Genomic DNA, 25,138 nt, shown 5'->3' with positions numbered 1-25,138 from the left:
CTCTCCGTTTCAACGATCCGACAGGTCGGTAGGTCCAGGAAACAGATATCAATCAATGATTGATATCAATCAATTAAACTCAATAGCTATTTGCGATTGGTTGAGATGAATTATCGGTGCGCGGCTGGCCTGAAGGGCGTGTTGTGCTATTGAAATTACTAAGCAGCGCCATAGGAAGAAATGTGGGTCGAGTCTTGAGCCGACGCAAAGTCGGGTTCAGATACTTCGCAAAGTGACTGAGACTGTGACTTTTTGAGCGTATGCGAGCCTGCCTGTTTACACAAGCATGAGCCATCAAATCAGGTCGTTGACCTACCTGGCATCAGCTGTGGCAGCGGCTCAGCCGGCTACCAGCTTGTGCACCAGATCGGCTGCGGTGGAGGCGCTGTATTTGCGCATCAGCCGGGCGCGGTAGATTTCCACGGTGCGATGACTGATGGCCAGTGCCTTGCCGATTTCCTTGCTGGTCATGCCTTCGAGAAGGCGCGCAGCGACTTCGCGTTCACGGCCCGTGAGCTCGGCCTTGACGGGGCGATGGGCAGAGAGGTCCTCGAAGCTCCAGATGCCCGAGGCATGGGGATCGTTTCGGTCCAGCGTGCGGCCGCTGACATGACACCAGAACACCTCGCCATTGGCGCGCTTCATGATGCGGTTGTCGGAATAGATGCCTGTGGTGTTGAGAATCGGGGCAATGCGCGCGCCCAGGCGCTCGTATTCGTCAACGCTGGGATAAAGCACCTGAAAGGTCTGTCCTATGAGTACTTCGCGCGATGCATGGAACATTTCACACAATTGCCGATTACAGTCAATCATGATGCGGTTGCGCGAGATGACGAGACCTACAGGGGCGGCGTCGAACGCCAGCCGGTAATCCACAACCATGGTACTGCTCTTTACGAAAAACTACTTACTTAAGTACGTAGTATCGTAGCGCATCCAATTTCAAGGAGACATGTGTGAAAAAGCTCTACCCATCCGCAGAAGCGGCGCTGCAGGGCGTGGTGTCCGACGGGCAATTACTGGCCGTTGGCGGCTTCGGCCTGTGCGGCATTCCCGAGGCCCTGATCGATGCGGTTTGCGCCAGCGGCGTCAAGAACCTCACGGTGGCATCCAACAACGCCGGCGTGGACGGCTTTGGTCTGGGCAAGCTGCTGGACACTCGCCAGGTCAAGAAGATGATCTCCAGCTATGTGGGCGAGAACAAGGAGTTCGAGCGCCAGTACCTGGCCGGTGAGCTGGAGCTGGAATTCACGCCTCAGGGCACGCTGGCCGAGAAGATGCGTGCCGGCGGCGCCGGTATTCCCGCCTTCTTCACCAAGACCGGTGTGGGCACGCTGGTGGCCGAGGGCAAGGAATTGCGCGAATTCGATGGCGAGACCTATGTGATGGAGCACGCGATCGTGGCCGATGTGTCCCTGGTCAAGGCCTGGCGCGCGGACAAGAGCGGCAATCTGCAGTTCCGCCTGACGGCGCGCAACTTCAACCCTGCGGCAGCCACCTGTGGCAAGGTCTGCGTGGTGGAGGTCGAGGAATTGGTGGAAGTGGGCGAGATCGCTCCCGACGACATCCATCTGCCCGGCATCTATGTGCACCGCATCGTGCACAACGCCAATCCCGAAAAGCGCATCGAAAAGCGCACTGTGCGCGAAGCCTGAAACATGGCGGATACGTCCTATTCGCCCGAGGCTGCCGCCCAGGCCGATGTACCGGTCTTTCGTGCGCTGGCTGCGCAGGAGCTGGAGCAACTGGAGCTCGAACGCTTGCTGGTGTGCCAGGTCGCGGCCCGTGAACTGGGGCTGAGCGATTGGAGCATGGACCGCTCTGGCCTGGCGCAGTTGCAGCAGTTGCTCGATCGAGGCCTGGTGTCGGCCGACAACCTGTTGCTGGCCCGAGGATTGGGCGTGGTGCTGGGGGACGCGCTGAGCTGCGAAATGGACGACATGGACTGGCATATGGTGAGCGACGACTGGGGAACCGACCCCGTTGTGCGCTACCGCGAAACCAGCATCCAGGTGGGGGCTCGCGACATGGTCCTCAAACGGCTCGAAGACGGCCAGAGCGTCGATCTGCTGCACTTGCTCGATGGTGTGGTTTCGCACCTGCAGCCCATGATCGACTCCGGCGACTACCAATAACGTCAATCAAGATTTATTCAGGAGGCTCTTATGCCCTGGACCCAAGACCAGATGGCCGCGCGCGCGGCCCAAGAACTCGAAGACGGTTTCTACGTCAACCTCGGTATCGGCATTCCCACGCTGGTGGCCAACCACACGGGTGACAAGGAAGTGTGGCTGCAGTCCGAGAACGGCATGCTGGGCATCGGCCCCTTCCCGACCGAAGACCAGGTCGACGCCGACCTGATCAACGCCGGCAAGCAGACCGTGACCACGCTTCCCGGTTCGGCCATTTTCGGCTCTGATCAGTCGTTTGCCATGATTCGCGGCGGCAAGATCAATCTGTCCATTCTGGGTGCCATGCAGGTGTCCGAAAAAGGCGATCTGGCCAACTGGATGATTCCCGGCAAGATGGTCAAGGGCATGGGCGGAGCCATGGACCTGGTGGCGGGCGTCAAGCGCGTCATCGTGCTCATGGAACATGTGGCCAAGAAAAAGGACGGCACGACCGACCTGAAGATCCTGCCCAGCTGCACCCTGCCGCTGACAGGTCTGGGCGTGGTGGATCGCATCATCACCGATCTGGGCGTGATGGACGTGACACCCGAAGGCCTGAAGCTGGTGGAACTTGCCGATGGCGTGAGCTTTGACGAGATCCAGTCCAAGACGGGTGTGACGCTGCTGAAATAAGCGGCGCTGCGCTCCCAGGCAAGAACCGCTGCGGCGGTTCTTTTTTTGCGCCTTTTTCTGCAGCATTGGCAGAATTAATAGCTATCGGGGTCGATAGGGCAAGCGATGCAAGCTGTTTTTGCTTTAATTGTGGCCCACAAATTATTGCAATCTGCAACAATCGAGTTTGATTGAGCAGACAGAAACAGAGCGCTTTGATGAGTGAGAACGCTGGTGCGCAAGGGCACGAGACCGATGTACATTTTTTGCGCGCAGTCACCGATATGGCCGAGCATACGGAGGTCATGACAGGCGATGCAATCTATACCGATAAGGGCATGAAACTGGTGGACAAAGGCACACGTGTTGACAGTCGTCTCTATGACCGTCTGGTCATGCACAAGCTGCGTGACCCGATCGATGCCAACCTGATCACGGGCGACCTGGTCGACGTGACATCCCTGGTCGCTCTGGCGCGCCAGCAATGCGAACAGGTCGATCTGCTGCATCGCATGGTGGCGTCCATCGGCGATATCGAGCGTCTGCTGGCGCCGCTCAAGAGTCTGCTGCTGCCCCAGGCCATTGCCTTCAAGCTCACCGTCATGCGCGAGCAGCGCAGCGACCTCTACCAGCACAGTCTGCAGATGACGCTGGTGGCGATCTTTCTGGCGCTCAAGAACGGCTGGACCGAGCGCGAATGCGTGCCGCTGGCCACGGCCGCGCTGCTGCACGATGTAGGCATGCTCTATATGGACCCGGTCTGGACCGACCCGGACCATCGCTTGAGCGGCGAGGAACGCAAGCATCTGGTCGCGCATTCCGTCACCGCCATGCTGGTGGTGCGCAGTACCGAACTGTATTCGCGCGCCGTGGAAATCGCCGTGCTCGAGCACCATGAGCGCATGGATGGTTCCGGCTATCCGCGCGGCATCAAGGGCAACGCCATTTCGCCCATGGGTCAGGTGCTGTTGCTGGCCGAGGTGGTCTCGGCCTTCTTCGAGAAATTCACCGACATGCCGGGCCAGCGCCTGTCGCTCATGCTGCGCATGAACCACAAGAGCTATCCGGCCGATCTGGTGCACCTGATTCTGCCGCTGCTCTACGACGAAATCAGTCCCGGCAAGCCACTGGCGCCGCTGCAGGCCGAGTTCTCCCACAGTATTGCGGCCCTGGAGGCTGCGCTGCGCAAATGGAGCGAACTCAGGCGCGACTTTCCCGAGCACTGGCAGCAAATGCCCGATGCGCAGGCGGCGGTGGCCGTGGAAGCCAGTCTTGCGCAACTGCAGAAACAGCTGGCCGAGGCAGGCTCTCACCCCAGCCAGCAGCTGGACGTGCTGAGCTATTTCAAGGACGACGCCTTGGGCATGAGCGAGCTGGCCCTGGTCAACCGCGAGGCCCTGTGGCAGTTGCAGGCCATCATGAACGACTGCCTGCGCCGCTGGCCCACGCTGGGGCAGGGCGGCTCCACGCTGGAAGTCGCCGTGGCCGAATGGTGCGAGGCCTGTGCTCAGTTGATGCCGCAGGCAGGCCGCAGCTCGGCCATGAATGCCGACAGGCAGTCGCTCAATTGAGGACATTGACTGCGAGTTTTGCCCAGGACGGCTGGCCTCAAGTTTGATAGCGGCAGGCGCTAAACCGGTATTTCTTCAAGATTTTGTGCATCACGCCGCAGCGCGGTGTGCTTTGCTGCCTCTGCTTGCGCCATCCTGAAAAAGTATTTTTGATAGCGCACGACGTCCGATCTACAAGGGTCGACCGTATCTGCTGCCTATATTAAGGCCTTGTTTTGCGCGGAAACTTGAATAACTGTATATTTGTACAGTATTCAAGAGCTTTCGCATGCATACCCAGCCCATGACATCCTTGGCCCATCCTGGCTCACCGCCCGGCATGACGGAGTCTGTCCGGCAGCAAACAGGTGCAGAGCAGGGCGTGCGGCCGGGTCTGCCCGCTGCGGGCAGCCCGCATTTGTCCACCATACAGATTCCCGGTGTCTGGCGCGGCACGGACTGGCAGGCGGGCGCCGGCTCTCAGGTCTGGCCCAGCGGTCATGCTGCGCTGGATGCCGAGCTGCCGGGCGGCGGCTGGCCCGGCAATGCCTTGATTCAGCTGCAGCAACCAGCGCACTGCCATGCGGAGTGGGCCTTGCTGTTGCCCGCGCTGGCCGCCCGTGTCCGGCAGCATGCGGCTTCACGCGCGGATTCAGGGCTGGGCCAACTGGTGCTGGTGGCTCCACCCTATCTGCCTTTTGCCCCGGCATTGCAGGCCGCCGGTATTGACGCCAAGCGGCTGTGCGCGGTGCAGCCGGGGCGCAGTGCCCAGGATCTGGCCTGGGCCTGCGAGCAGGCTCTGCATTGCCGGGATGTGCTGGCGGTGCTGGCCTGGTTGCCCGAACTTCCCGCGTCCACGCTGCGCCGCTTGCAGCTGGCCGCCGCTTCGCAGGGCCGGCCTCTGTGGCTATGGCAGGAGCTGCAGGCCGAGTCGCGCAGCTCCCCCGCCGCATTGCGGTTGAGACTGGAGAGAGCTACGACAGTCTTCGCTGCTCAGCAGGCGCCGGGTTTGCGGATACAGATACTGAAGCGCCGTGGGCCTTTGCTGGAGCGCCCCATACAGCTCGCGCTTTCGCAGTGGGCCTGGCAGCCCGTGCTGCAGGCGCAGGCCCAAAGACATGTGCGCCAGAGCGAGGAGGCTGCCATGCTCATGCAAGGGCGCATGACAGTCGCCGCTCCTGCAACGGCCTCGCCTTGGATGACGGAGGCATGAGATGGGCAGTGCAGAGCACTGGATGGCCTGGCCTCTGGCCTGCCTGAGCGAGTCAAGCCCGGTGCCCGAGAGTGCCTGCTGGTGGGCGCTGGAGTTTTCGCCGCGTGTGGCCTTGCTCGAAGACGCCTTGCTCATGGAGACCAGCCTGGTGCAGCGTCTTTGGGGCGGAGCCGAGGTCTTGCTGGCGCGGCTGGACAGTGCTTTTGCGCAAGCTTGTCAGGCTGGCCCCCCGGAGTCCGGGGGCGGCGATGCGGCATTGCAGCCGCTGCGCGGCCAGGGCGGCACGGCCTGGCAGGCTTTGGCACGGCTGCGGCTGCAGCAGGCCCGGCCTTGCGGCTCCGTCCCTGTTTCCCTGTCCATGTCCGAGTCATCGCTGCATGCCGATGCGCTGCCGCTATGGACGCTGAGCGCCCTGGAGCAGCACAGCTCCGTGCTGCTGCGCCTGGGTTGCCGCAGCTGGGGCGATGTGCGAGCATTGCCGCGCGCGGGGCTGTCGCGCCGCATTGGAGCCAAGGCCTTGCGTGCGCTCGATGAGGCCTATGGTCTGCTGCCCCAGCCGCTTGGCTGGCTGCAACTGCCCCAGCAATTCCTGCTGCGCCACGACCTGGGTTACCCGGCTCACCATGCCGATGCCGTGCTCCATGCCGCGCAGCCGCTGTTGCGCGCGCTGCAGTCCTGGTTGCAGGCCCGTCACCATGCGGTGCTGGCGCTGCGATTGCGCTGGCACCATGATCTGCGCCGTATCAACGGCCAGGAGCTGCCGGCTTGGGGAGCGCTTGTCATCCGCACGGCTCAGCCCACGCAGGGCATGGCGCATTTGCAGCGCCTGTTGCGTGAGCACCTGGGCCAGCAGCGCTGGCGCGCCCCCGTGGACATGCTGGAGTTGCAGGCGCTGGAGACGGTTCCCTGGGCGGCCGAGCCGCTGAGCTGCCTGCCTGCCGCTCAGGGCCAGAGCCCGTCGGACAGTCTGGCCTGGCATGAATGGGTGGAACGCCTGAGCGCCCGCTGGGGTGAGGAAGCCGTACAAATGGTGCAGCCGCGGGCCGATCACCGGCCCGAGCAGATGCAGTGCTGGCAAGCTGCGGCGAAGCTGCTGCAGAGCCAGAAGCCAGGCGGCAGCAGGGCTAGCGCCAGGGCCGAGGCGGGAGCCGGCTTCAGGCCACGCCGTCAGCCCGGCTGTGCCGACTCCTGGCAAGCCCTGTGGCCGCCCTGGCTGCTGCCCCAGCCCCAGGCCTTGCCCGTGCAGAACAATCGTCCCCAATGGCATGGGCCACTGCAGCTCAAGGCCGGGCCCTACAGGCTGGAGTCCGGCTGGTGGGATGCGGCTGGCGATGCGTTTGCCGATGCCCAGACCGGCGCGCCGGTCGGCTTGGCCGTGCGTGACTATTTCGTGGCCTATAACGCCGTGGTCGGCCATGTCTGGATTTACCGCGAGCGGGCCCGTAGCGAACACCTGATGAGCATGACAGCCAGCCCCGCCAGCTGGTTTGCGCAAGGCGTGTATGGCTGAGCAGATCCTGGTCGAGCCGCCCGCTGCCGCACTGCGCCTCGCAGGGCCGCCGCCTGTCGCCATACCGGCCAGCCCCGTGGCTCAGGGCATGGGCAGAGGGCCGCTGGCCTATGCCGAGTTGCATTGCCTCTCGAATTTCAGTTTTCTGCGCGGTGCTTCATCGCCTGCCGAGCTGGTGCACCGGGCCAAAAGCCTGGGCTATGCGGCGCTGGCGCTGACCGACGAGTGTTCGGTGGCCGGTGCCGTGCGCGCCCATGAGGCGGCGCGGGACTGCGACTTGCACCTGATCCATGGCAGCGAATTCGCCTGGGGCTCGTTCAGGATCGTGGTGCTGGTGCGTGATTTGCAAGGTTGGGGCAATCTCTGTGAATTCATCACCGCTGCACGCAGCCGCTCAGGCAAGGGCGACTATCTGGTTGATGAATCCAGTCCCTGGAAGCTGCTGCAGCAAGGCTGCGAATGCCTGCTGCTGCCGCAGCGCGAGCAGCTCGATGCATCGGATTTGATAGCTGTAACCGCTCTTCTGGAAAACGTTTCAGCGCATTTTTCGACAAATAACCTGTGGCTGGGCGTGGAGCTGCATCTGGCGCCCGACGACAGCCTGTGGCTGCAGACCTTGCAGCAGGCGGGCGCGGCGCTGGGTCTGCCGCTGCTGGCCTGCGGCGATGTCCATATGCATGCACGCTCGCGCAAGCCGCTGCAGGATGTGGTCACGGCGATACGCCTGGGGCGCACCGTGGCCGAATGCGGCTTTGCACTGCAGCCCAATGCCGAGCGACATCTGCGCTCGCGTCTGCGGCTGGCCTCGCTCTATCCCAGGGCCATGCTGGAGGCGACGCTGGAGCTGGCCGGGCGCTGCAGCTTCAGCCTGGACGAGATCCGCTACCACTATCCTCAGGAGAGCGTGCTGCCCGAGATGACGGCCACGCAGACCCTGGCTTGGCTGACCTGGGAGGGCGCGGCGGGACGCTATCCCCAGGGCATTCCCGAGGACGTGCACGATCAACTGCACAAAGAGCTGGCGCTGATCGAGGGTCAGAAGTACGAGATGTACTTTCTCACCGTGCATGACATCGTGCGCTATGCGCGCAGCGTCGGCATTCTGTGCCAGGGGCGCGGATCGGCGGCCAATTCTGCGGTCTGCTACTGCCTGGGCATTACGGCGGTAGATCCGGAAAACAACAATCTGCTGTTCGAGCGCTTTATCAGCAAGGAGCGCAGCGAGCCGCCCGATATCGATGTGGACTTCGAGCATGCGCGGCGTGAAGAGGTCATCCAGTACATCTACGACAAATACGGGCGCGACCGCGCCGCGCTCACGGCCGTGGTCAGTTGCTGGCGCAGCCGTAGCGCGCTGCGCGATGTGGGCAAGGCGCTGGGCCTGCCTGCCGATCTGATCGATGCCCTGGCTAAGGGGCAGTATTGGTTCAGCGAGCATGCCCAGGCGCAAGCACAGACGCATGCAGAGGCGGCCGATTCGGCAGAGGAGGACCAGGCGCCCGAAGCACTGCCCGAAGACTGGGGGCAGCGCAAGCTCCAGGAAGCCGAGGTGCTGGCACGCGAAATGAATTGCGCAGTGGGCGCGCATCGGCTGCGCCTCTGGATAGAGCTGGCCTGGCAGCTCAAGGACAGCCCGCGCCACCTCAGCCAGCATGTGGGCGGCTTTGTGCTGACCGAGGGCAAGCTCACGCGCCTGGTGCCCGTGGAGCCTGCCACGATGGCCAAGCGCTCCGTCATACAGTGGGACAAGGACGATCTCGATGTCGTGGGCCTGCTCAAGGTCGATGTGCTGGCCCTGGGCATGCTCACCATGCTGCGCAATGCCCTGAACGAGCGCGCCCGCTGGCGCGGCGAGCCATGGGAGCTGCACCAGATTCCGCAGGAGGATGCCGCGACCTACGAGATGATTTGCCAGGCCGATACCGTGGGTACTTTCCAGATCGAAAGCCGCGCCCAGATGAGCATGCTGCCGCGCCTGCAGCCGCGCACTTTCTATGACTTGGTGGTCGAGGTTGCCATCGTGCGCCCCGGCCCGATTCAGGGCGGCATGGTCCATCCCTATCTGCTGGCACGTGAGCGTGAACGCCGCAAGCTGCCGCTCAAGCTTGAGAAGCCGGAGCTTGCAAATGCGCTCAAGCGTACCTTGGGTGTGCCCATTTTCCAGGAGCAGGTGATGCAGATCGCCATCGATGCCGCGGGCTTTTCGCCGGGCAGGGCGGACGAGTTGCGCCGCTCCATGGCCGCCTGGAAGCGAAAGGGCGGGGTGCATCGCTTCCGAGACGAGCTTGTCGGCGGCATGCTGGCCAAGGAATACAGCCCCGCATTTGCCAACGCCATCTTTGCGCAGATGCTGGGGTTTGGCGAATATGGCTTCCCCGAAAGTCATGCCTGCAGTTTTGCGCTGCTGGCCTATGCGAGCGCCTGGCTCAAGCGCCATGAGCCAGCCATCTTTCTGCAGGCGCTGCTCAATGCCCAGCCCATGGGTTTTTATTCGCCGTCCCAGCTGGTGCAGGATGCGCGCCGCCATGGCGTGCGCGTGCTGCCCGTCGATGTCTGTCATAGCCACTGGCATTGCACGCTCGAAGCCCCTCTGCAAGCCATGCGCGGCGTGGCCCAGCCCCAGCCGGCCGTGCGCCTGGGGCTGAACCGGGTTGCCAGGCTGGGCAAGGCCGCAGCGCTGCGAATCGAGGGGGAAGCTGCGCAGGCTCCGTGGAAGGACGTGAGCGATCTGGTCATCCGAGCCCGGCTGGACAAGGCGGATATGGAAGCCCTGGCCGCAGCGGATGCGCTGCGCAGCCTGGCCGGTCACCGTCGCCAGCAGATGTGGGATGCTGCTGCGCAGGCCAGCCTGCCGCCCATCTTTGCCCAAGCTGCGATTCATGAGCCAAGGCTTGAACTGCCCCAGGCCGCCGAGGGCGAGGAAATCATGTTCGACTATGCCGCCACCGGTCTGAGCCTGCGCCGCCATCCGCTGGCCTTGCTGCGTCCCAGGCTGGCGCGCCATGGGCTGAAGACCGCAGCCGAGCTGCGTCATATGCTGCCAGGCCAGAAGGTACGCGCCTGCGGCATTGTTACCGTGCGCCAGCGTCCGCCTACCGCCAACGGCACGCTGTTCATCACGCTGGAAGACGAAACCGGCGTCATCAACCTGGTGGTCTGGAGTCAGACCTTTGCCCGCTGGCGCTCTGCGTTGCTGGCCTCGCGTCTGCTGGCCGTGGAGGGCATCTGGCAGCGCAGCACGGCCCCGCAACTGGAGACGCCGGAATCAGCAGGGGATATGCCTGCGGCCCAGACTGGGGATGAACCTGCGGTTCGCCATCTGGTCGTGATGAAGGCCAGGGATGTGACCCGCTGGCTGGGGCGGTTTGCCGAGGTCGGGCTGAACAGCCGGGATTTTCATTGAGCCTGTCGAGGCAGGTGCGCGCTGGCCACTGCGAATTCAGGACGCTGCCGGCAGCTTGGCAAATTGCAGTGCATGTTCAATGAGCGTCTGCACTGCCCGGCTGCCCGGCGTGAGCGAATGCACCAGCGCAATGCCCACATGAAAGCCCGGAGGATTGTCCAGCAGCGGCAAACACTTCACACCGCGCGGCTGAACGAGATGCGAGACGCCAGCGACCAGACCCACGCCCAGGCCGGAAGCCACCAGGCTCATGATGGTCTGCACCTGCATGGCCTCCTGGGCGATGCGCGGGGTGAAGCCCGATTGCTGGCAGCGTAGCTTGGCCAGCGCGGCGAGGCTGGGTACCGTGTCCTGCGGATACATCACAAAAGGCTCATGCGCTGCCTCGGACAGGGCAATGGCGTCGCGCTGCGCCAGGGGACTGTTGTCCGAGACGGCCAGCACGAACTCGTCCTGATCCAGCGGCGTGAGCGCGATGCGCTCATCGAGCTCTAGCACGGGGTAGCGCAGCAGGCCGGCATCGAAGCGCCGGCTTGCCAGCCCTTCGAGGATTTCGGCGCTGGTCGCTTCGTAGAACTCCAGCCCGACCTTGGGGTAGCGCTCGCGAAACGAGGGAATCAGGCGCGGCAGCAGTTCGTAGGTGGCCGAACCGACAAAGCCCAGCCGTATCAGGCCGCCCACGCCTTCCCTGGTATCGCGCACAGCCTGGCGACATTGCTCGGCATGAAACAGGGTGGCGCGTGCGCTCTCCAGCATGGCCTTGCCGGCAGGCGTCAGCACGACTCCGGTACTGGTTCGATCGAACAAGGCGCTGCCCAGCTCCTCTTCCAGCTTGCGAATCGAGATGGACAGCGGCGGCTGGGCCATATGCAGTTGCTCAGCGGCACGGTGAAAGTTACCGGTTTCGGCCAGGGCAATGAACTGCTGCAGTTGCTTGAGATTCATTGATATTCAATCGATATCAGAAACGAAATTTTTAATATTAGACATTAATTTCACGCCTGCCTAAAGTGGGCTCACAAGAAAAAACACGGCAGCAATTCCGTATCAGGAGACAAACTTGAAACAAGCACGCAGATACCTGCTGGCGGCACTGCTGGGCTGCGGCCTGCTCGGCGCCGGCATGCCCTCCATGGCTCAGGCACCGGCTCAGGGCTTTCCTGCCAAGCCGATCAAGCTCATCGTGCCCTTCGGTCCGGGCAGCGGCACCGACACCTCGGCGCGCTATTTCGGGCGCAAGCTGCAGGAGCTCACGGGCCAGCCTGTGGTCGTCGAAAACAAGGCAGGAGCCAACGGCTTCATCGCCGTCAAGCAGGTGCTGTCGGCGCCCGCCGACGGCTATACCGTGTTCATCGGCAGCAATTCAACGCTGGCGGTCAATGCGGCGCTGTTCAGGCATCTGCCCTACGATCCCTTAACGGACTTTGCGCCGCTGACCATGATGATGCGCTCGCCGGCCATGCTGGCCGTCGCGCCCCAAGCGGCCTACTCCGACCTGAAGGGCCTGATCAGCCATGCCAGGGCCAACCCGGGGAAGGTGAATTTCGGGGCCGGCTCGGCAGGCTATCAGCTGATGGGCGAGCTGCTCAACGACGCTGCCAGGATCGAAACCGTGCATGTCCCGTTCAAGGGCGCAGGGGAGACCACCACGGCCGTCGCTTCAGGGACGGTGGACTACACCTTCGCTGAAGTCACGGCAGTCCAGGAACTGGCCCGAGGAGGGCGCGTCAAGATCCTGGCGGTGGCCTCCGACAAGCGCGTGAGCACCTCCCCCGAGATCCCCACGGCCACCGAGGCCGGTCTGCCCGGATTCGAGGCCTACACCTGGGTGGGTGCCATGGTGAGCGCCAGGACACCAGCCGCCGAGACTGCCAGGCTCGCCGAGCTTTTCACCGCCATCTCGAAGATGGATGAAACCCGTGCCTTCTACGAGCGTCTGGGGGCCATTCCCATGACCGGCGGCCCGGCACAGATGCATGAATTCCAGAAGAACGAAATTGCGCTGTGGAAGCGCATCGTCGTCAAGGCCAAGGTTCCCCAGCAATGAAAGCCAATGACAGCCGGCCGGTACAGGCGCTGCAGCACATCAAGGTGCTCGATCTTTCGCGGGTATTGGCGGGCCCCTGGGCTGCACAGACCCTGGGTGATCTGGGCGCCGAGGTGATCAAGGTGGAAAGGCCCGGCAGCGGTGACGACACGCGTGCCTGGGGCCCGCCCTATGTGGCCGACCCCGAAGGTCTGCCGACGGGGGAGTCGGCCTACTATATGTGCACCAACCGCAACAAGCAGTCGATTTCCGTGGACTTCACCCGCGGCGAAGGGCAGGAGATCGTGCGTCAGCTGGCGGCCCGATGCGATGTGCTGATCGAGAACTTCAAGACTGGCGGTCTGGCGCAGTACGGGCTTGATTACGCGAGCCTCAGTGCCCTGAATCCGCGTCTGGTCTACTGCTCGGTCACGGGCTTTGGCCAGGACGGTCCCTATGCGCATCGTGCGGGCTATGACTTTCTGATTCAGGGCATGGGGGGGCTGATGAGTATTTCGGGCCACGCCGATGGCCAGCCCGGAGGCGGCCCCATGAAGGTTGGCGTGGCGCTGACCGACATCCTCACCGGGCTATATGCCAGCACGGCGATTCTGGCGGCCCTGCAGGCCCGCGAGCATACGGGGCGCGGCCAGCACATAGATCTGGCTTTGCTCGATGTCGGCGTGGCCTGCCTGGCCAACCAGAGCATGAACTATCTGTACGGGGATCAGGTGCCTCAGCGCATGGGCAACGCGCATCCGAACACGGTGCCCTACCAGGAGTTCCCGACCGAAGACGGCCACATGATCCTGGCCGTGGGCAATGACGGCCAGTTTGCCCGCTTCTGCCAGGCTGCAGGCAGGAGCGAATGGGCCGAGGACGAGCGCTTTCGGAGCAATGCGGCGCGGCTGGCCCATAGAGCCGAGCTGGTGGAGATGATCCGCCGCGTGACGCTCACACGCAGCACCAGGGCCTGGGTGCAACTGCTGGAGCAGCATGCCGTGCCTTGCGGCCCCATCAACACGGTGCGTGAGGTGTTCGAGGATCCGCAGGTCAGGGCTCGCGGCATGCAGATCGCCATGACACACCCCAAGGCGGGCCAGGTGCCGCTGGTCGCCAGCCCCATCCGTTTGTCGGACACACCGGTGACCTACCGCCATGCACCGCCCCAGCTGGGGCAGCACACACAAGAACTGCTGGAGCGCCATCTGGGTCTGTCTGCTCAGCAAATGCAGGCCTATCGGGACAGCGGAGTATTGGGATGAACAGCCAGGAATCGTTGACGCACACGCGCATCGCGTGCCAGGACCAAGCCCTGGGGGCATTGTCAGGGGTGCGGGTGCTGGACCTTTCCAGCGTGATTTTCGGCCCCATGGCCAGCCAGGTGCTGGCCGACTACGGTGCCGAGGTGATCAAGATCGAGCCGCCGGAGGGCGACTCCACGCGCCACACCGGCCCGACGCTGGAGCCGGGCATGGCGGCCATGTTCATGGGCTCCAATCGCAGCAAGAAAAGTGTGGTGCTGGACCTCAAGCAAGAGCAGGCTCAGGCCGCGCTGCATGCGCTGTTGCAGGGCGCCGATGTGCTCATGCACAGCATGCGCCCGCAAAAGCTGGCAAGGCTCGGGCTCGATCCGGACAGTCTGCGCAAGCAATACCCGCGCCTCATCTATGTGGGCCTGCACGGTTTTGGCGAAGACGGCCCCTATGCCGGGCAGCCTGCATATGACGACGTGATTCAGGGCATGAGTGGCCTGGCCGATCTCATGCAGCGCCAGACGGGCGAGGCCCGCTATCTGCCCACGATTGCGGCCGACAAGACCTGCGCTCTGGTGGCTGCGCATGCGGTGCTGGCGGCGCTCTACCAGCGCGAGCGCAGGGGCGCGGGCAGCTATGTGGAAGTGCCCATGTACGAAACCATGGCGGGCTTCAACCTGGTGGAGCATTTCTACGGCATGCATTTCACACCCGCGCAGAGTGGCGCGGGCTATCCGCGCGTGATGGCGCCCTGGCGCAAGCCCTACAGGACGCTGGACGGCCATGTCTGCCTGATGCCTTACACCGATGCGCACTGGCGCCGTTTCTTTGCAGCCGTTGGCCAGCCCCAGCTGGCACAGGACCAGCGCTTTGCCACCCAGGCGATGCGCACCCGCCACATCGCCGAGCTGCTGGAGACGATGAGCGGCTACGTGGCGCAAAAGGACACCGCCTATTGGCTGGCCAGCTGCGAAGAGCTGGAGATTCCAGCCGCCCCGGTGACTCGCATGGACGATCTGCCCCATGACCCGCATTTGCAGGCCACCGGCTTTTTTGTCGAGAAGAAAGACGCGGCGATGGGGGTTGTGAAATTTCCGCGTTCGTCCGTGCGTATCAACGGTACCCAGCCACCGATAGGCATGCCCCCGCGCCTGGGCGAGCACACGCAGGCATTGCTGCGCGAGGCAGGCTGGGACGACGCGTGCATTGCGGCCTTGCAGTCGAAGGACTGCTGAACAAACAGCATGAAGCGGAGACAGAATGAGCGTGAGCAATTTGATTTCATCCACTGAAAACCGTGCCGCAGCGCTGGCAGACACGCCGCGCATGGGCCAGGGTTTTGTCTGGCAGGACCTGCGGGTAGGTCAGCAACTGCGCACCTTTCGCCGTACGGTGACCGAGACCGATCTGGTCAACTTCATCAACACCACGGGCATGCTCGAGGCGATCTTCATCGAGGACGGCTATGACGGCGGTGCCATTCAGGGCCGCCCGGTGCCGGGCGCACTCACCTACACCTTGATCGAAGGCTTCATCCTGCAAAGCATGATCCAGGGTACGGGCCTGGCCATGCTCGAGTTGCACCAGAAGATTCTGGCTCCTGTGGTGGTGGGCGACACCATTGAGGCGCTGGTCGAAGTGATCGACATCAAGCCAACGAGCAAAGGCGGTCGCGCAGTAGTGAGTTCGCGGATCGAGGTCTACAACCAGCGTCACCAGCAGGTGATGGTCTATACCGCCGTGCGCCTGCTGGCCGGCCGTGAAGCTTAGGTCCGCGCTGCCGCGGATGCCGTTGCACCGGTGCGCACTTTCCAGTGCGCCGAGATGAGAAAACTACAGGAGACACAAGATGAGTTATCGATTTTCACGTCGGTTGTCGCTGCTCGCCGTTGTCGCGCTGGCCGTTTGTGGTGCGGCGCAGGCGCAGGACAACTGGCCCAGCAAGCCGATCACGCTGATCGTCCCTTTCCCGCCCGGCGGTCCCACAGACATGGTGGCGCGGGTGCTGGCGCAGCAGGTAGGCCAGCAACTGGGGCAGTCGGTCATCGTGGACAACCGGCCTGGTGCCAACGGCAACATCGGCAATGCGCTGGTGGCCAAGGCGCCGGCCGACGGCTACACCGTGCTCTACAACACTTCCTCGATTGCACTCAGTTCGTCGCTCTACAAGAAGATGAGCTATGACGTGACCAGGGATCTGCGCCCCGTGGCCTTGACGGCGGTGGTGCCACTGGGGCTTGTCGTCAATCCCAAGGTGCCTGCCAACACCGTGCAGGAGCTCGTGAAGTACGCGCAGGAGCACAAAGGCAAGCTCTCCTACGGCTCGGCTGGCAACGGCAATGTCACGCACCTGGCGGCTTTTCAGGTGGTGCAGCACTACAGCTTGGATGCAAGTCATGTGCCTTACAAAGGCAGCGCCCCTGCCGACGTGGACCTGGTGGCTGGCCAGATAGATTTCATGACCGACACCATCAATTCGGTGGCGCCTTTCATCAAGGACGGCAGGCTCCGGCTGCTGGCCGTCAGCACGGCCGCACGGATTCCCAATTTCCCCAATGCGCCTACGCTGGCCGAAAGCGGCATGACCGGATTCGAGGCCGGAGCCTGGCAAGGCGTGATGGTGCCCGCCAAAACACCTGTTGCGGTCGTGGAACGCCTGAATGCCGAGCTGATGAAGGCGCTCAAGGATCCGGGAGTGCTGGAGAAGCTGCGCGTGCAGGGTGCGGAGCCGCTGGGGTCTACGCCCAAAGCGTATGGCGACTACATCCAGAGCGAAATCAAGCGCTGGGCAGGGGTTGTCAAAAGCACGGGCGTGTCCCTGGACTGAGAGAAAGCAAGACGATGACCATTCTCGATGGACTGAGCCTGACAGGCATCCCGCCGGAAGGCGAGGCACTGCGCGCCGAGGTGCGTGCTTTTCTGCAGGACGCGGTCAAAGACATTCCTGCGCATGTCCGTGCCAAATCCTGGAGCGGATATGACCCGGCACTCAGCCGCAAGCTGGGTGAAAAGGGCTGGATCGGCATGACCTTGCCCAAGGCTTATGGCGGAGGCGAGCGCAGCGCGTTCGCCCGCTATGTGCTGGTGGAGGAGTGTCTGAACTTCGGTGCGCCTGTGGGCTCGCACTGGATTGCCGACCGCCAGAGTGCGCCGCTGATCCTCAAATATGGTACGGAAGCGCAAAAGCAGTTTTACATTCCCAGAGTCTGCCGGGGAGAGGTGTTTTTCTGTATCGGCATGAGCGAGCCCAATGCCGGCTCGGATCTGGCAAGTGTGAGGACTAGAGCGGTTCCCAACGAGCAGGGCTTCTTGCTCAATGGCCAGAAGATCTGGACCACCAACGCGCATCACTGCCAGTACATGATTGCTCTGGTACGAACCTCCGGCAGTGCCGAGGACCGTCACAAGGGCTTGTCGCAAGTCATCGTGGACCTGACATTGCCCGGTGTGACGGTGCGTCCCATCCAGGATCTATCGGGTGGCAGCCATTTCTGCGAGGTTTTTTTCGAGAATGTGCAACTGTCGGCCGATGCGCTGATCGGTGCCGAAGGTCGGGGCTGGGAACAGGTTACCGCCGAACTCGCTTTCGAGCGCAGCGGCCCGGAGCGCCTTTTCTCCAGCATCGTGCTGTTCGATCAATGGCTGCAGTATGCACGTACGCCGCAGGGACGCACCGAGTCCGGCATGCGGCTTGCGGGCAAGGTGCTGACGCAACTGGCACCGCTGCGCGCGATGTCGGTATCCGTGCAGCAGAAGCTGACCCAGGGAGCAAGTCCTGTTGTGGAGGCCGCACTGGTCAAGGAGCTGGGCACGACACTGGAGCAGATGATTCCGGCAGCCATTGCCGAGGAGCTGTTTGCCCGACCGGTCGAGGATGTTCCGGTGGAGCTGCTGCTGACGCTCAAATACGTCACCGAAGCTTCTCCCTCGTTTTCCTTGCGCGGTGGCACGCGTGACATTCTGCGCGGCATGATCGCTCGTGGACTGGGTTTGCGCTGATCGGAGACAAGTTCATGAGCAATAACGATTTGTTTGCAGATGCCGCGCGCAAGGTGCTGGCAGACTGGTGCACCCCTCAGGTGATTCGCGAGATCGAGAGCGCCGGTAGCCGCTCGGTGGCCGTCGCCCGGCTATGGCAGCAGCTGGAGGAAACCGGCTTGGCCGATGCCTTGCTGGCCGAAGAAGAGGGCGGCGCCGGTCTGGGCTTGGGTGAGATATTTGGCGTGCTGGAGCAGTGCGGAGCCCATGCCCTGCCTCTGCCTCTGGGAGAGACCATGCTGGCGCGGGCCATGCTGGCGCAGGCGGATATGGCCTGCCCGGCCGGCAGCATTGCGCTGGCGCAGGGTGCGATGCAGACAGATGGCGGTTTGCATTGCGCGCTGGTGCGAGGCGGGCAAGTCGCGGACTCGGTGCTGGTGCAAGTGCAAGAGGAAGCCGGGGTCTGGCATCTGCTGAGCGTGTCACAGGCTGGGCTTGCGCCACACGCTATGGCGCTGGACGCGTCGCTGACCTGGTCGCCAGAGCAGTTGCGGGCCGCCGGCGTCATCCGGCAAAGGCCGCAATTCGATGCCCGGAGCCTGCAGGCCGCCGTGGTGGCCGCGCAGATGGCGGGGGCCATGCGTGACGTGTTCCAGCGTAGCTTGCACTATGCGAACGAGCGTCAGCAGTTTGGGCGTGCTATCGGGAAGTTCCAGGCGATCCAGCATCAGCTGGCAGTCATGAGCGAGCATGTGTTTGCCGCCCGCATGGCGGCTCAGCTCGGTTGCAGTGGTGACGGCATCGCGGCTGACAGATTGCGTGTGGCCGTCGCCAAGGCACGCTGCAGCGAGGCGGCTTTGGTGGTCACGGAGCTTGCGCATGCGATTCATGGCGCGATTGGCTTCACCGAGGAATATGACCTGCAGCTGTTTACCCGCAGACTGCATGCATGGCGCCTGACGGCCGGCAGCGAAGCCTATTGGCAGGCATTGGCCGGACAGGCCCTGATGTCGCACGAGGGCATGACACTGGATCTGATCCGGCGGATCACCGATGTCGAGGCCCTGGCTTGAAGTTGCCCCACAACTATGGAGACCTGGAACATGGCATTTCTGAACATTGAACGCGATGGCGGTATCTTGACCGTCACCATGAATCAGCCCGAGACACGCAATGCGCTGACCGGCAATACGGCGGTGGCCGAATTCGTGCAGCTCTGCGCAGATGTGCGCCTGGACGCCAGCGTGAAGGTGCTGATCCTGACCGGCGCCGGCTCTATTTTCAGCTCCGGCGGCAATGTCAAGGACATGAGGCGCTATTTCGATGACGCACTCACTCCCGACATGATTCGCGAGGAATACCGCCAGGGCATTCAGCAAATTCCGAATGCCCTCTACCAGCTGGATGTTCCCGTGATCTGCGCCGTCAACGGCCCGGCTATCGGCGCGGGTCTGGATCTGAGCTGCATGTGCGATATCCGGATTGCGTCGGAGAATGCCACTTTTGCGGAGAGCTTTGTTCGCGTGGGCATTGTTCCTGGTGATGGCGGGGCCTGGTTGCTGCCGCGTGTGGTGGGGATGTCAAAGGCCAGCGAGATGGCTTTCACGGGAGAGGCGATCAGCGCGGGCCAGGCATTGGCCTGTGGTCTGGTGAGCCGGGTCGTGCCTCCGGATGAACTGCTGCCGACAGCCAGGGCATTGGCGCTCAAGATTGCTGCCAATCCGGGCGGGGTGATGCGCATGACAAAGCGTTTGCTGCGTGAGGGCCAGAACGCCACGCTGGCTTCGCTGCTGGAAATATCGGCCGGGTATCAGGCAATTGCCCATAAAACGGCCGATCATCGTGAAGCCGTGACGGCCTTTGTCGAGAAGCGGGCTCCCCGCTTCTCATGAGCCGGCAGGTTTGCTTAACCAGAGCAGGTAACAAAGACAGCAAGGGCGCATTTTGCGCCCTTGCTTGTTTTGGCGAAGGTAGCAGGGCCTTGCTTGCTGCGTTGATGTTTCGGGTCGGCCAATCCAGCGATGTAATCCCTTGATAATACTAATTACATTGTGTTGCGATTTGCGCTAAGCGAGTGATGCAGCAAGCGGCTTTGCCGGGTCGGCCCCATTTCATGTATCGGAGTGGCCGCTTTGCCGGCTATTTACTTTTCTATGGAATGGATGAAAGCGATGAGATTGACCAAGCTGAACATTGGTGCCCGACTGGGCCTGGGGTTCGCAGTGGTGTTGGCATTTGCCGTGGTGATCACGGTTATCGGCATCTGGCAGCTGCACTCGGTGGGCAAGGCCACGCAGCAGATGATGCAGGAGCCGCTGACCAAGGAGCGCCTGATCAGCGACTGGAACAGCAATGTCAGCGTGGCGGTGGCACGCACCACGGCCATCGCCAAGAGCAGCGACGCAAGTCTGGTGCAGTTTCTGGCGGCGGATGCGGCTGCCACTACCAAGAGCACAGCCAATGTGCTCAAGCAGATCGAGCCCCTGATCACCCAGCCTGCGGAGCGCGAGATCCTGGACAAGATCATGCTGGTGCGCAAAACCTATATTGCCAGCCGCGACAAGGTCAGTCAGCTCAAGGCCGACGGCATGGCCGAAGAGGCGGAGTCCACGCTGATCAACAGCTATGTGCCGGCCGCCCAGGGCTATCTGAAGCTGCTCGGCGAGCTGCTGAACCTGCAGCGCGCCAGCTTGGATGCCAAGGCGGCGGAGGTGGAGCAGATCGAGAGCAGCAGCAGGACGTACTTCCTGGTTCTGGCCTTGCTGGCTCTGGCCATCGGCTCTGTCAGCGCCTGGCGTCTAACGCAAGGCATCACCGCTCCGCTCAAGCATGCGGTCGGAGTGGCTCGCCGCGTGGCCGATGGTGATCTCACGGCTCAGATCCATGTGAGCAGCAGCGATGAAACCGGGCAGCTCATGCAGGCCTTGCACGATATGAATTCCAGCCTGGATAGGCTGGTGGGGCAGGTGCGTCAGGGCACGGACAGCATTGCCACAGCGTCGGGCCAGATTGCAGCGGGCAACCATGACCTGTCTGCGCGCACGGAAGAGCAGGCCAGTTCCTTGCAGCAGACCGCTGCCTCCATGGAGCAGCTCACTTCCACGGTCAAGCAAAATGCCGATAACGCCAGTCAGGCCAATCAGCTGGCGCTGTCGGCCTCCGATGTGGCTGTCAAGGGAGGCATGGTGGTGTCGCAAGTGGTGGAGACCATGGGCGCCATCAGCCAGTCTTCGCGCAAGATTTCCGACATCATCGGCGTGATCGACAGCATTGCTTTCCAGACCAACATCCTGGCGCTGAACGCGGCCGTGGAAGCGGCCCGTGCCGGCGAACAGGGCCGCGGTTTTGCCGTCGTGGCATCGGAGGTGCGCTCGCTGGCTGGCCGCAGCGCTGAAGCGGCCAAGGAAATCAAGCAGCTGATTCAGGCCTCGGTCACCAAGGTCGAGGAGGGCAGTGCGCAGGTCAGCCAGGCCGGTCAGACCATGGATGAAATCGTCAGCAGCGTGCAGCGCGTGACGGACATCATGGGTGAGATCACCGCCGCCAGCCATGAGCAGACCAGCGGCATCGAGCAGATCAACCGCGCGGTGGCCGAGATGGATCTGGTGACCCAGCAGAATGCCGCCCTTGTGGAAGAGTCCACCGCTGCTGCGCAATCCATGCAGCAGCAGACCAGCGACCTGTCGCAGATGGTCAGCATCTTCCGCCTCAAGAGCGCCTGATTCCGTGACGCTGCCGCAGTCCAGGCTGAAGGGCTTGCGGTTGCCGCTTTTGCTTTGCTGATCTCCGGGACATGAAATATGGTGTGAGGCACCTCCGCCATATTCCGTCCGAGCGGCTGCCTGCATTCTTTGCAGTGTGCCAGGACTCGATGCTGAGATCGGGCTGTGAGCTGCTTGCCCGTATTAGCGATTGCGTACTTGAGTCAGCAACTGCTTGCAGTCCACATCGTCGTCAGCGGCAGGCACGGTCAGCGGCACCAGTGCCAGTGCCGCTGGCGCAAAAACGGCAGCAGCCACTGCAGCGCCGGCACGGGCTGCCAGGGGGCCTGGCTCCAGGCCCACATCGGGCTTGGCAAAGCTGCCGCGCACATAAAGTGGCGTGCGCAATGAAAAGAACTTCCACTTCAGCGATTCGGGGACGATGCGCAGATTGAGCTGTTCCTGCGCCAGATTGATCTCGCCTGTGGCCTCAACAACGGCTTCTGTGGTGGCCAGCTTGGCCATGCGTGGGCGGGCAATGCCTTGTTGCACATTGAAGTCGGCCACGGCACAGCGCAGCTTAACTTCCTTGTCGCTGCCAAACAGCTTGGCGATGACAATGGAGCCTACGTTCAGCCCCGCGAGGTCCAGCAGTTGCGAGCTGAAAGTGCCGTCGCGTACAAACAGGCGTAGCGAGCCATTGCCCGTGCCCAGCCACTGTGCCAGTGACTCGCCCTGTCCGGTGAGCGCGACTGCGCCATCGAGCCGGCCCAGGCTTTTCTTCATCTTTTCAATCGTAGGAAACAGCGCGGAGAGCTTGAGCGACTGCACCTGTGCGTTGAGTTTGGCAGCAACGGGCTTGGCATGGCTGTCCACGCTGGCATCGATATTCAGCGTGCCTTCGGCGAGGCCGAACTTCAGTGGCGAGAGGGTGAGTCTGCCGTTGTCCAGCAGCGCATGCACGCTGAGGTCTTGCAGGGGCAGAGCTTCGGGCCGCAGGATATGGCTGCTTTCATAACGCAGGTCGAGATCCATCTTGTCCCAGTTCTCGGTCTGGAACCGAACCTGCGGCAGTACCTTGCCGTTGACGGGCTGGGGCTTGTCGGGGCTACCGGACGGGGCTGCGCCTATGACCGGTCCCAGATCCACCAGTCGCAGTTGTTTGGAGTGCAGCTGTGCCGTCAGCTTTGGCCGAGGCTGGGCGGAGCGGTATTGGAGATCGCCGCGCAAATCGCTCTGACCTAGCTTGCCCTGAAACTTTTCGTACTGCCAGACGGCCTTGCCCGGCGCTAGGCTGCCGATCAGACGGCCGCTGGTCTCGAACGGCGGAGTGGCGGGCAGCAGCAGGCCGCTGAGCTCGAACAGGTCGGCCATGCTCTTGCCGCGTACCTGAACTTGAAAGTCCAGTCCGTCCAGTGTCTTGGGATTGTCGAGAATCCCCTCGGCAAACGCTTGCAGGCTGCCGGCCTTGGCCGATATGCGCAGCGGAAAGCGCAGCCTGTCCTGGCGCAGATCCAGTACCGGTCCCGCCAGACCCTGGGCCCGAATCTGCGCGCGGGTCTTGCCTTGATGCAGATAGCCAGCGAGGCCGAAGCGCACACCATAAGGTTCATCGGCGCTGACCGGTCTGCGCAGCGTGTCGATACGGGCGCGCACGGCCATGTTCTTGACGGCGTCGGACCAGCCCAGAACGCCGTCGCTGATGCGCAACTGGCCTATTTCAAAACTCCACTTCGGGCCGCTGCTTGAGGGCTTGTCAAATGTCCAGTTGTTCTCGCCCTTGTCGTTGCGGGCCAGCACCATATCCGGAGCCTGCAACAGCAAGGAGTCGAGTTGTACATGGCGCGCCAATAGTGGCCAAAGGCGCAGGCTGGCCGTGGCATTTGCTGCGGTGATCATGGTGCGAGCATCGCGTTCGGGCGGTTGCCGGCCGGCATCGGCTATGGCGTCGTCGTCATCTACGCTCGTCTTTTTCTCGCTCGCTGCCTGACCTTGCTCGGGCAGGCGACCGGTGTTGAGCTCCTTGGGTGTCGCAGGCAATACCGGCTGTTTGTCATCGGCTTTTTCAGGCGCCTGCCGAACCAGCCAGCCCTGGGGCTGCGAAAGTGTCAGATCGCTGGCATGCAGCACCACTCCGGGCACCCAGTGGCGCCAGCCGGTATCGAGGGGCTGTGGCCAGGTCCATTGCAGCTGCAGGTCACCATTGATGGCAAAGTCGCGGCCCGCGAAAGTGCTGACTTTTTCATTGATCCATGGCCTGAGCTTGTTCCAGTCCATGAAGGCAATCAGCAGTGCCGCAGCCAGAATCAAGGCCAGCAGCAGTGCCATAGCAATGGCCGCCCAGCGCAGCCAGTGGCGCATCAGGCGCTGATGTGCACGAGTGGAATCAGGGGCTGAAGTACTGGTGGTGTTGACCATGGCTGTTGCATCCTTTTTGCCACATGCTATTACGCATAGGTGAAATGCCTCGTCATCCAATTGCCTGATGCAGGTTTGCCCGCATGTGATCAGCTCAGACGCCGCGACCGATCCGGGATACGGTGTGGCAGTCTGAAGTCTGCTGGAGTCAAGAGTGCAAGCATCTGCAACAAAGGCTGCGGCGCTTCATGAAGTGCTGTGAAGTGCTGCGCCATTGCGCAAAGGCACCCTTGGCGTTGAGGCGGCTGTGCGTCTCCGATGCTTGCCGATCCTGTGCGGTCAAACGGCAAGATTGCCGATGGACCAGGAAACACCGGTATCGAAGTTCGCCTTCAACTCGTCCGCAGCATGTTCCAGCTCGGTCAGAAACATTTCCGTTGCGGCTGCCATCGCATAGCCGGTGCGCTGATAAGCGCAGCTGTGCAGCAGCGAACCTGCATCGTGCAACGCACGCCAGCTCAGACGCTCAGCGGCCATGTCTTCCGCCACATTGTCCGGCAGCATGAAGGCCAGTGCCTGGCCGCTTGCCACCAGGCGCCGGGCCATGGGGATGCTGCTGGTCTCCACCATCGGCTGGATCCGGCTCAGCGCACCGTCGCCCAGACGCTCGAGCATGCTGCGCAACTCCATGTCGGGAGTCATCATGATCAGCGGATAGGCCAGGCAGTCACGAAGACGCAGCAGTCGCGGACGCATTCGCAGAGGGTGATCCGGAGCCATCACCACGCCCAGGGGCTGTGCCCAGGAGCGCATCTCCTCGACACCGGCAGGAGGTGTTCGGCGCAGGCAGTAGGCCACATCGATCTCGCCCTGAGCCACATGGCGCAGCAGCTCTTCACCGATTCCGGCACGCACGCTGAAGGTGATATCGGGATAGCGTTGATGCATTGCCGCAATCACCTGAGGCACGAGGTATTCGGCCGTCGCGTGGGGAACACCCACGCTTACATGCCCATGTCGCAAGGCATTCAGATCTTCGACCTGGGCCAGGGCATTGTCGAAGTCTCGCTGACTGCGCCTGACTGCTGCCAGCACGATCTCGCCCGCCACCGTCAGCTGCATGCCTCTGGGCAACCGGTCGAACAGAGGCTGACCGACCTGCGCTTCGAGATTGAGGATCTGCTGGTTGACCGCTGCGGCGGTCAGGTGCAGCGTCGCCGAGGCCTTTCGCACCGAGCCTCGGCGCGCCACCTCGTCAAAGCATCGAAAGGCCTGTGAAATCGCTGGCATGGGCTGAGTGTAAAGTTTTTTCTGACATCTATTAAAAAACAATCAGCTATTCCTGACGCTCCTGAACTTC

20 protein-coding genes are annotated in these 25,138 nt (G+C 62.7%); 16 read left to right on the top strand and 4 right to left on the bottom strand.

What is annotated here, in order from left to right; genetic code table 11:
- Nucleotides 1–339: 339 nt before the first annotated feature.
- Nucleotides 340–882 carry a PAS and helix-turn-helix domain-containing protein gene (locus tag Cth01_RS08335; protein WP_045838932.1) on the bottom strand — a complete coding sequence of 181 codons (543 nt, stop codon included), beginning with the start codon at nucleotides 880–882 and terminating at the stop codon, nucleotides 340–342.
- Nucleotides 883–956: 74 nt separating this feature from the next.
- On the opposite strand from Cth01_RS08335, the gene Cth01_RS08330 reads away from it, so the two are divergent.
- The 7 genes from Cth01_RS08330 to dnaE all read left to right on the top strand — a co-directional run bounded on the left by Cth01_RS08330 (nucleotide 957) and on the right by dnaE (nucleotide 10,459).
- Entirely contained in the window at nucleotides 957–1,655 is a 699-nt protein-coding gene (locus Cth01_RS08330) for a CoA transferase subunit A (RefSeq protein WP_003079441.1), read from the top strand.
- Between the two features lie 3 nt (nucleotides 1,656–1,658).
- Nucleotides 1,659–2,135, top strand: a complete 477-nt coding sequence (locus tag Cth01_RS08325) for a DUF3806 domain-containing protein (protein WP_045838931.1) — start codon at nucleotides 1,659–1,661, stop codon at nucleotides 2,133–2,135.
- A gap of 30 nt (nucleotides 2,136–2,165) precedes the next feature.
- On the top strand, nucleotides 2,166–2,804 hold the full coding sequence (locus tag Cth01_RS08320) for a 3-oxoacid CoA-transferase subunit B (RefSeq protein WP_012838252.1): 639 nt from the start codon (nucleotides 2,166–2,168) through the stop codon (nucleotides 2,802–2,804).
- Between the two features lie 197 nt (nucleotides 2,805–3,001).
- Complete coding sequence (locus Cth01_RS08315) at nucleotides 3,002–4,354, top strand: HD-GYP domain-containing protein (RefSeq protein ID WP_034352451.1); 1,353 nt, start codon at nucleotides 3,002–3,004, stop codon at nucleotides 4,352–4,354.
- Between the two features lie 268 nt (nucleotides 4,355–4,622).
- Complete coding sequence (gene imuA, locus Cth01_RS08310; protein WP_052703280.1) at nucleotides 4,623–5,546, top strand: translesion DNA synthesis-associated protein ImuA; 924 nt, start codon at nucleotides 4,623–4,625, stop codon at nucleotides 5,544–5,546.
- Nucleotide 5,547: 1 nt separating this feature from the next.
- Nucleotides 5,548–7,056, top strand: a complete 1,509-nt coding sequence (locus Cth01_RS08305) for a DNA polymerase Y subunit UmuC family protein (RefSeq protein ID WP_052703279.1) — start codon at nucleotides 5,548–5,550, stop codon at nucleotides 7,054–7,056.
- On the top strand, nucleotides 7,049–10,459 hold the full coding sequence (dnaE, locus tag Cth01_RS08300; RefSeq protein ID WP_045838930.1) for a DNA polymerase III subunit alpha: 3,411 nt from the start codon (nucleotides 7,049–7,051) through the stop codon (nucleotides 10,457–10,459). The genes Cth01_RS08305 and dnaE overlap by 8 nt, the downstream gene beginning before the upstream one ends.
- Nucleotides 10,460–10,495: 36 nt before the next feature.
- Here dnaE and Cth01_RS08295 read toward each other — a convergent pair whose 3' ends face one another.
- Complete coding sequence (locus tag Cth01_RS08295) at nucleotides 10,496–11,404, bottom strand: LysR substrate-binding domain-containing protein (protein ID WP_004340705.1); 909 nt, start codon at nucleotides 11,402–11,404, stop codon at nucleotides 10,496–10,498.
- Between the two features lie 115 nt (nucleotides 11,405–11,519).
- Between Cth01_RS08295 and Cth01_RS08290 the strand changes: the two genes are divergently transcribed.
- From Cth01_RS08290 to Cth01_RS08250, 9 genes are all read left to right on the top strand, one after another.
- Nucleotides 11,520–12,506, top strand: a complete 987-nt coding sequence (locus Cth01_RS08290) for a Bug family tripartite tricarboxylate transporter substrate binding protein (RefSeq protein WP_045838929.1) — start codon at nucleotides 11,520–11,522, stop codon at nucleotides 12,504–12,506.
- Entirely contained in the window at nucleotides 12,503–13,750 is a 1,248-nt protein-coding gene (locus Cth01_RS08285) for a CaiB/BaiF CoA transferase family protein (protein WP_045838928.1), read from the top strand. The genes Cth01_RS08290 and Cth01_RS08285 overlap by 4 nt, the downstream gene beginning before the upstream one ends.
- Nucleotides 13,747–14,976, top strand: a complete 1,230-nt coding sequence (locus tag Cth01_RS08280) for a CaiB/BaiF CoA transferase family protein (RefSeq protein ID WP_034352470.1) — start codon at nucleotides 13,747–13,749, stop codon at nucleotides 14,974–14,976. The genes Cth01_RS08285 and Cth01_RS08280 overlap by 4 nt, the downstream gene beginning before the upstream one ends.
- A 25-nt stretch (nucleotides 14,977–15,001) precedes the next feature.
- Nucleotides 15,002–15,511: a MaoC family dehydratase gene (locus Cth01_RS08275; RefSeq protein WP_034352473.1), complete on the top strand. Its 510-nt coding sequence runs from the start codon at nucleotides 15,002–15,004 to the stop codon at nucleotides 15,509–15,511.
- 79 nt (nucleotides 15,512–15,590) lie between these two features.
- The gene (locus Cth01_RS08270; RefSeq protein ID WP_045838927.1) at nucleotides 15,591–16,568 is read left to right on the top strand and encodes a Bug family tripartite tricarboxylate transporter substrate binding protein; all 978 of its coding nucleotides are present in this window, start codon (nucleotides 15,591–15,593) and stop codon (nucleotides 16,566–16,568) included.
- A gap of 14 nt (nucleotides 16,569–16,582) precedes the next feature.
- Complete coding sequence (locus Cth01_RS08265) at nucleotides 16,583–17,740, top strand: acyl-CoA dehydrogenase family protein (RefSeq protein ID WP_045838926.1); 1,158 nt, start codon at nucleotides 16,583–16,585, stop codon at nucleotides 17,738–17,740.
- 14 nt (nucleotides 17,741–17,754) lie between these two features.
- Nucleotides 17,755–18,792: an acyl-CoA dehydrogenase family protein gene (locus tag Cth01_RS08260; protein ID WP_045838925.1), complete on the top strand. Its 1,038-nt coding sequence runs from the start codon at nucleotides 17,755–17,757 to the stop codon at nucleotides 18,790–18,792.
- A gap of 30 nt (nucleotides 18,793–18,822) precedes the next feature.
- Nucleotides 18,823–19,611 (top strand): crotonase/enoyl-CoA hydratase family protein, encoded by a 789-nt coding sequence (locus tag Cth01_RS08255; protein WP_045839138.1) that lies wholly within the window; start codon nucleotides 18,823–18,825, stop codon nucleotides 19,609–19,611.
- A gap of 279 nt (nucleotides 19,612–19,890) precedes the next feature.
- Nucleotides 19,891–21,441: a methyl-accepting chemotaxis protein gene (locus tag Cth01_RS08250; RefSeq protein WP_045839137.1), complete on the top strand. Its 1,551-nt coding sequence runs from the start codon at nucleotides 19,891–19,893 to the stop codon at nucleotides 21,439–21,441.
- A 183-nt stretch (nucleotides 21,442–21,624) separates the two neighbouring features.
- Here Cth01_RS08250 and Cth01_RS08245 read toward each other — a convergent pair whose 3' ends face one another.
- Complete coding sequence (locus tag Cth01_RS08245; RefSeq protein WP_045838924.1) at nucleotides 21,625–23,838, bottom strand: AsmA family protein; 2,214 nt, start codon at nucleotides 23,836–23,838, stop codon at nucleotides 21,625–21,627.
- A gap of 279 nt (nucleotides 23,839–24,117) precedes the next feature.
- Nucleotides 24,118–25,068 carry a LysR family transcriptional regulator gene (locus tag Cth01_RS08240; RefSeq protein ID WP_045838923.1) on the bottom strand — a complete coding sequence of 317 codons (951 nt, stop codon included), beginning with the start codon at nucleotides 25,066–25,068 and terminating at the stop codon, nucleotides 24,118–24,120.
- Nucleotides 25,069–25,138 lie beyond the last annotated feature (70 nt).

Origin of the sequence: Comamonas thiooxydans (genome assembly GCF_000964545.1) — a bacterium.
Classification (GTDB): domain Bacteria; phylum Pseudomonadota; class Gammaproteobacteria; order Burkholderiales; family Burkholderiaceae_C; genus Comamonas; species Comamonas thiooxydans.
This window is presented reverse-complemented; position numbering and strand designations above follow the sequence as displayed.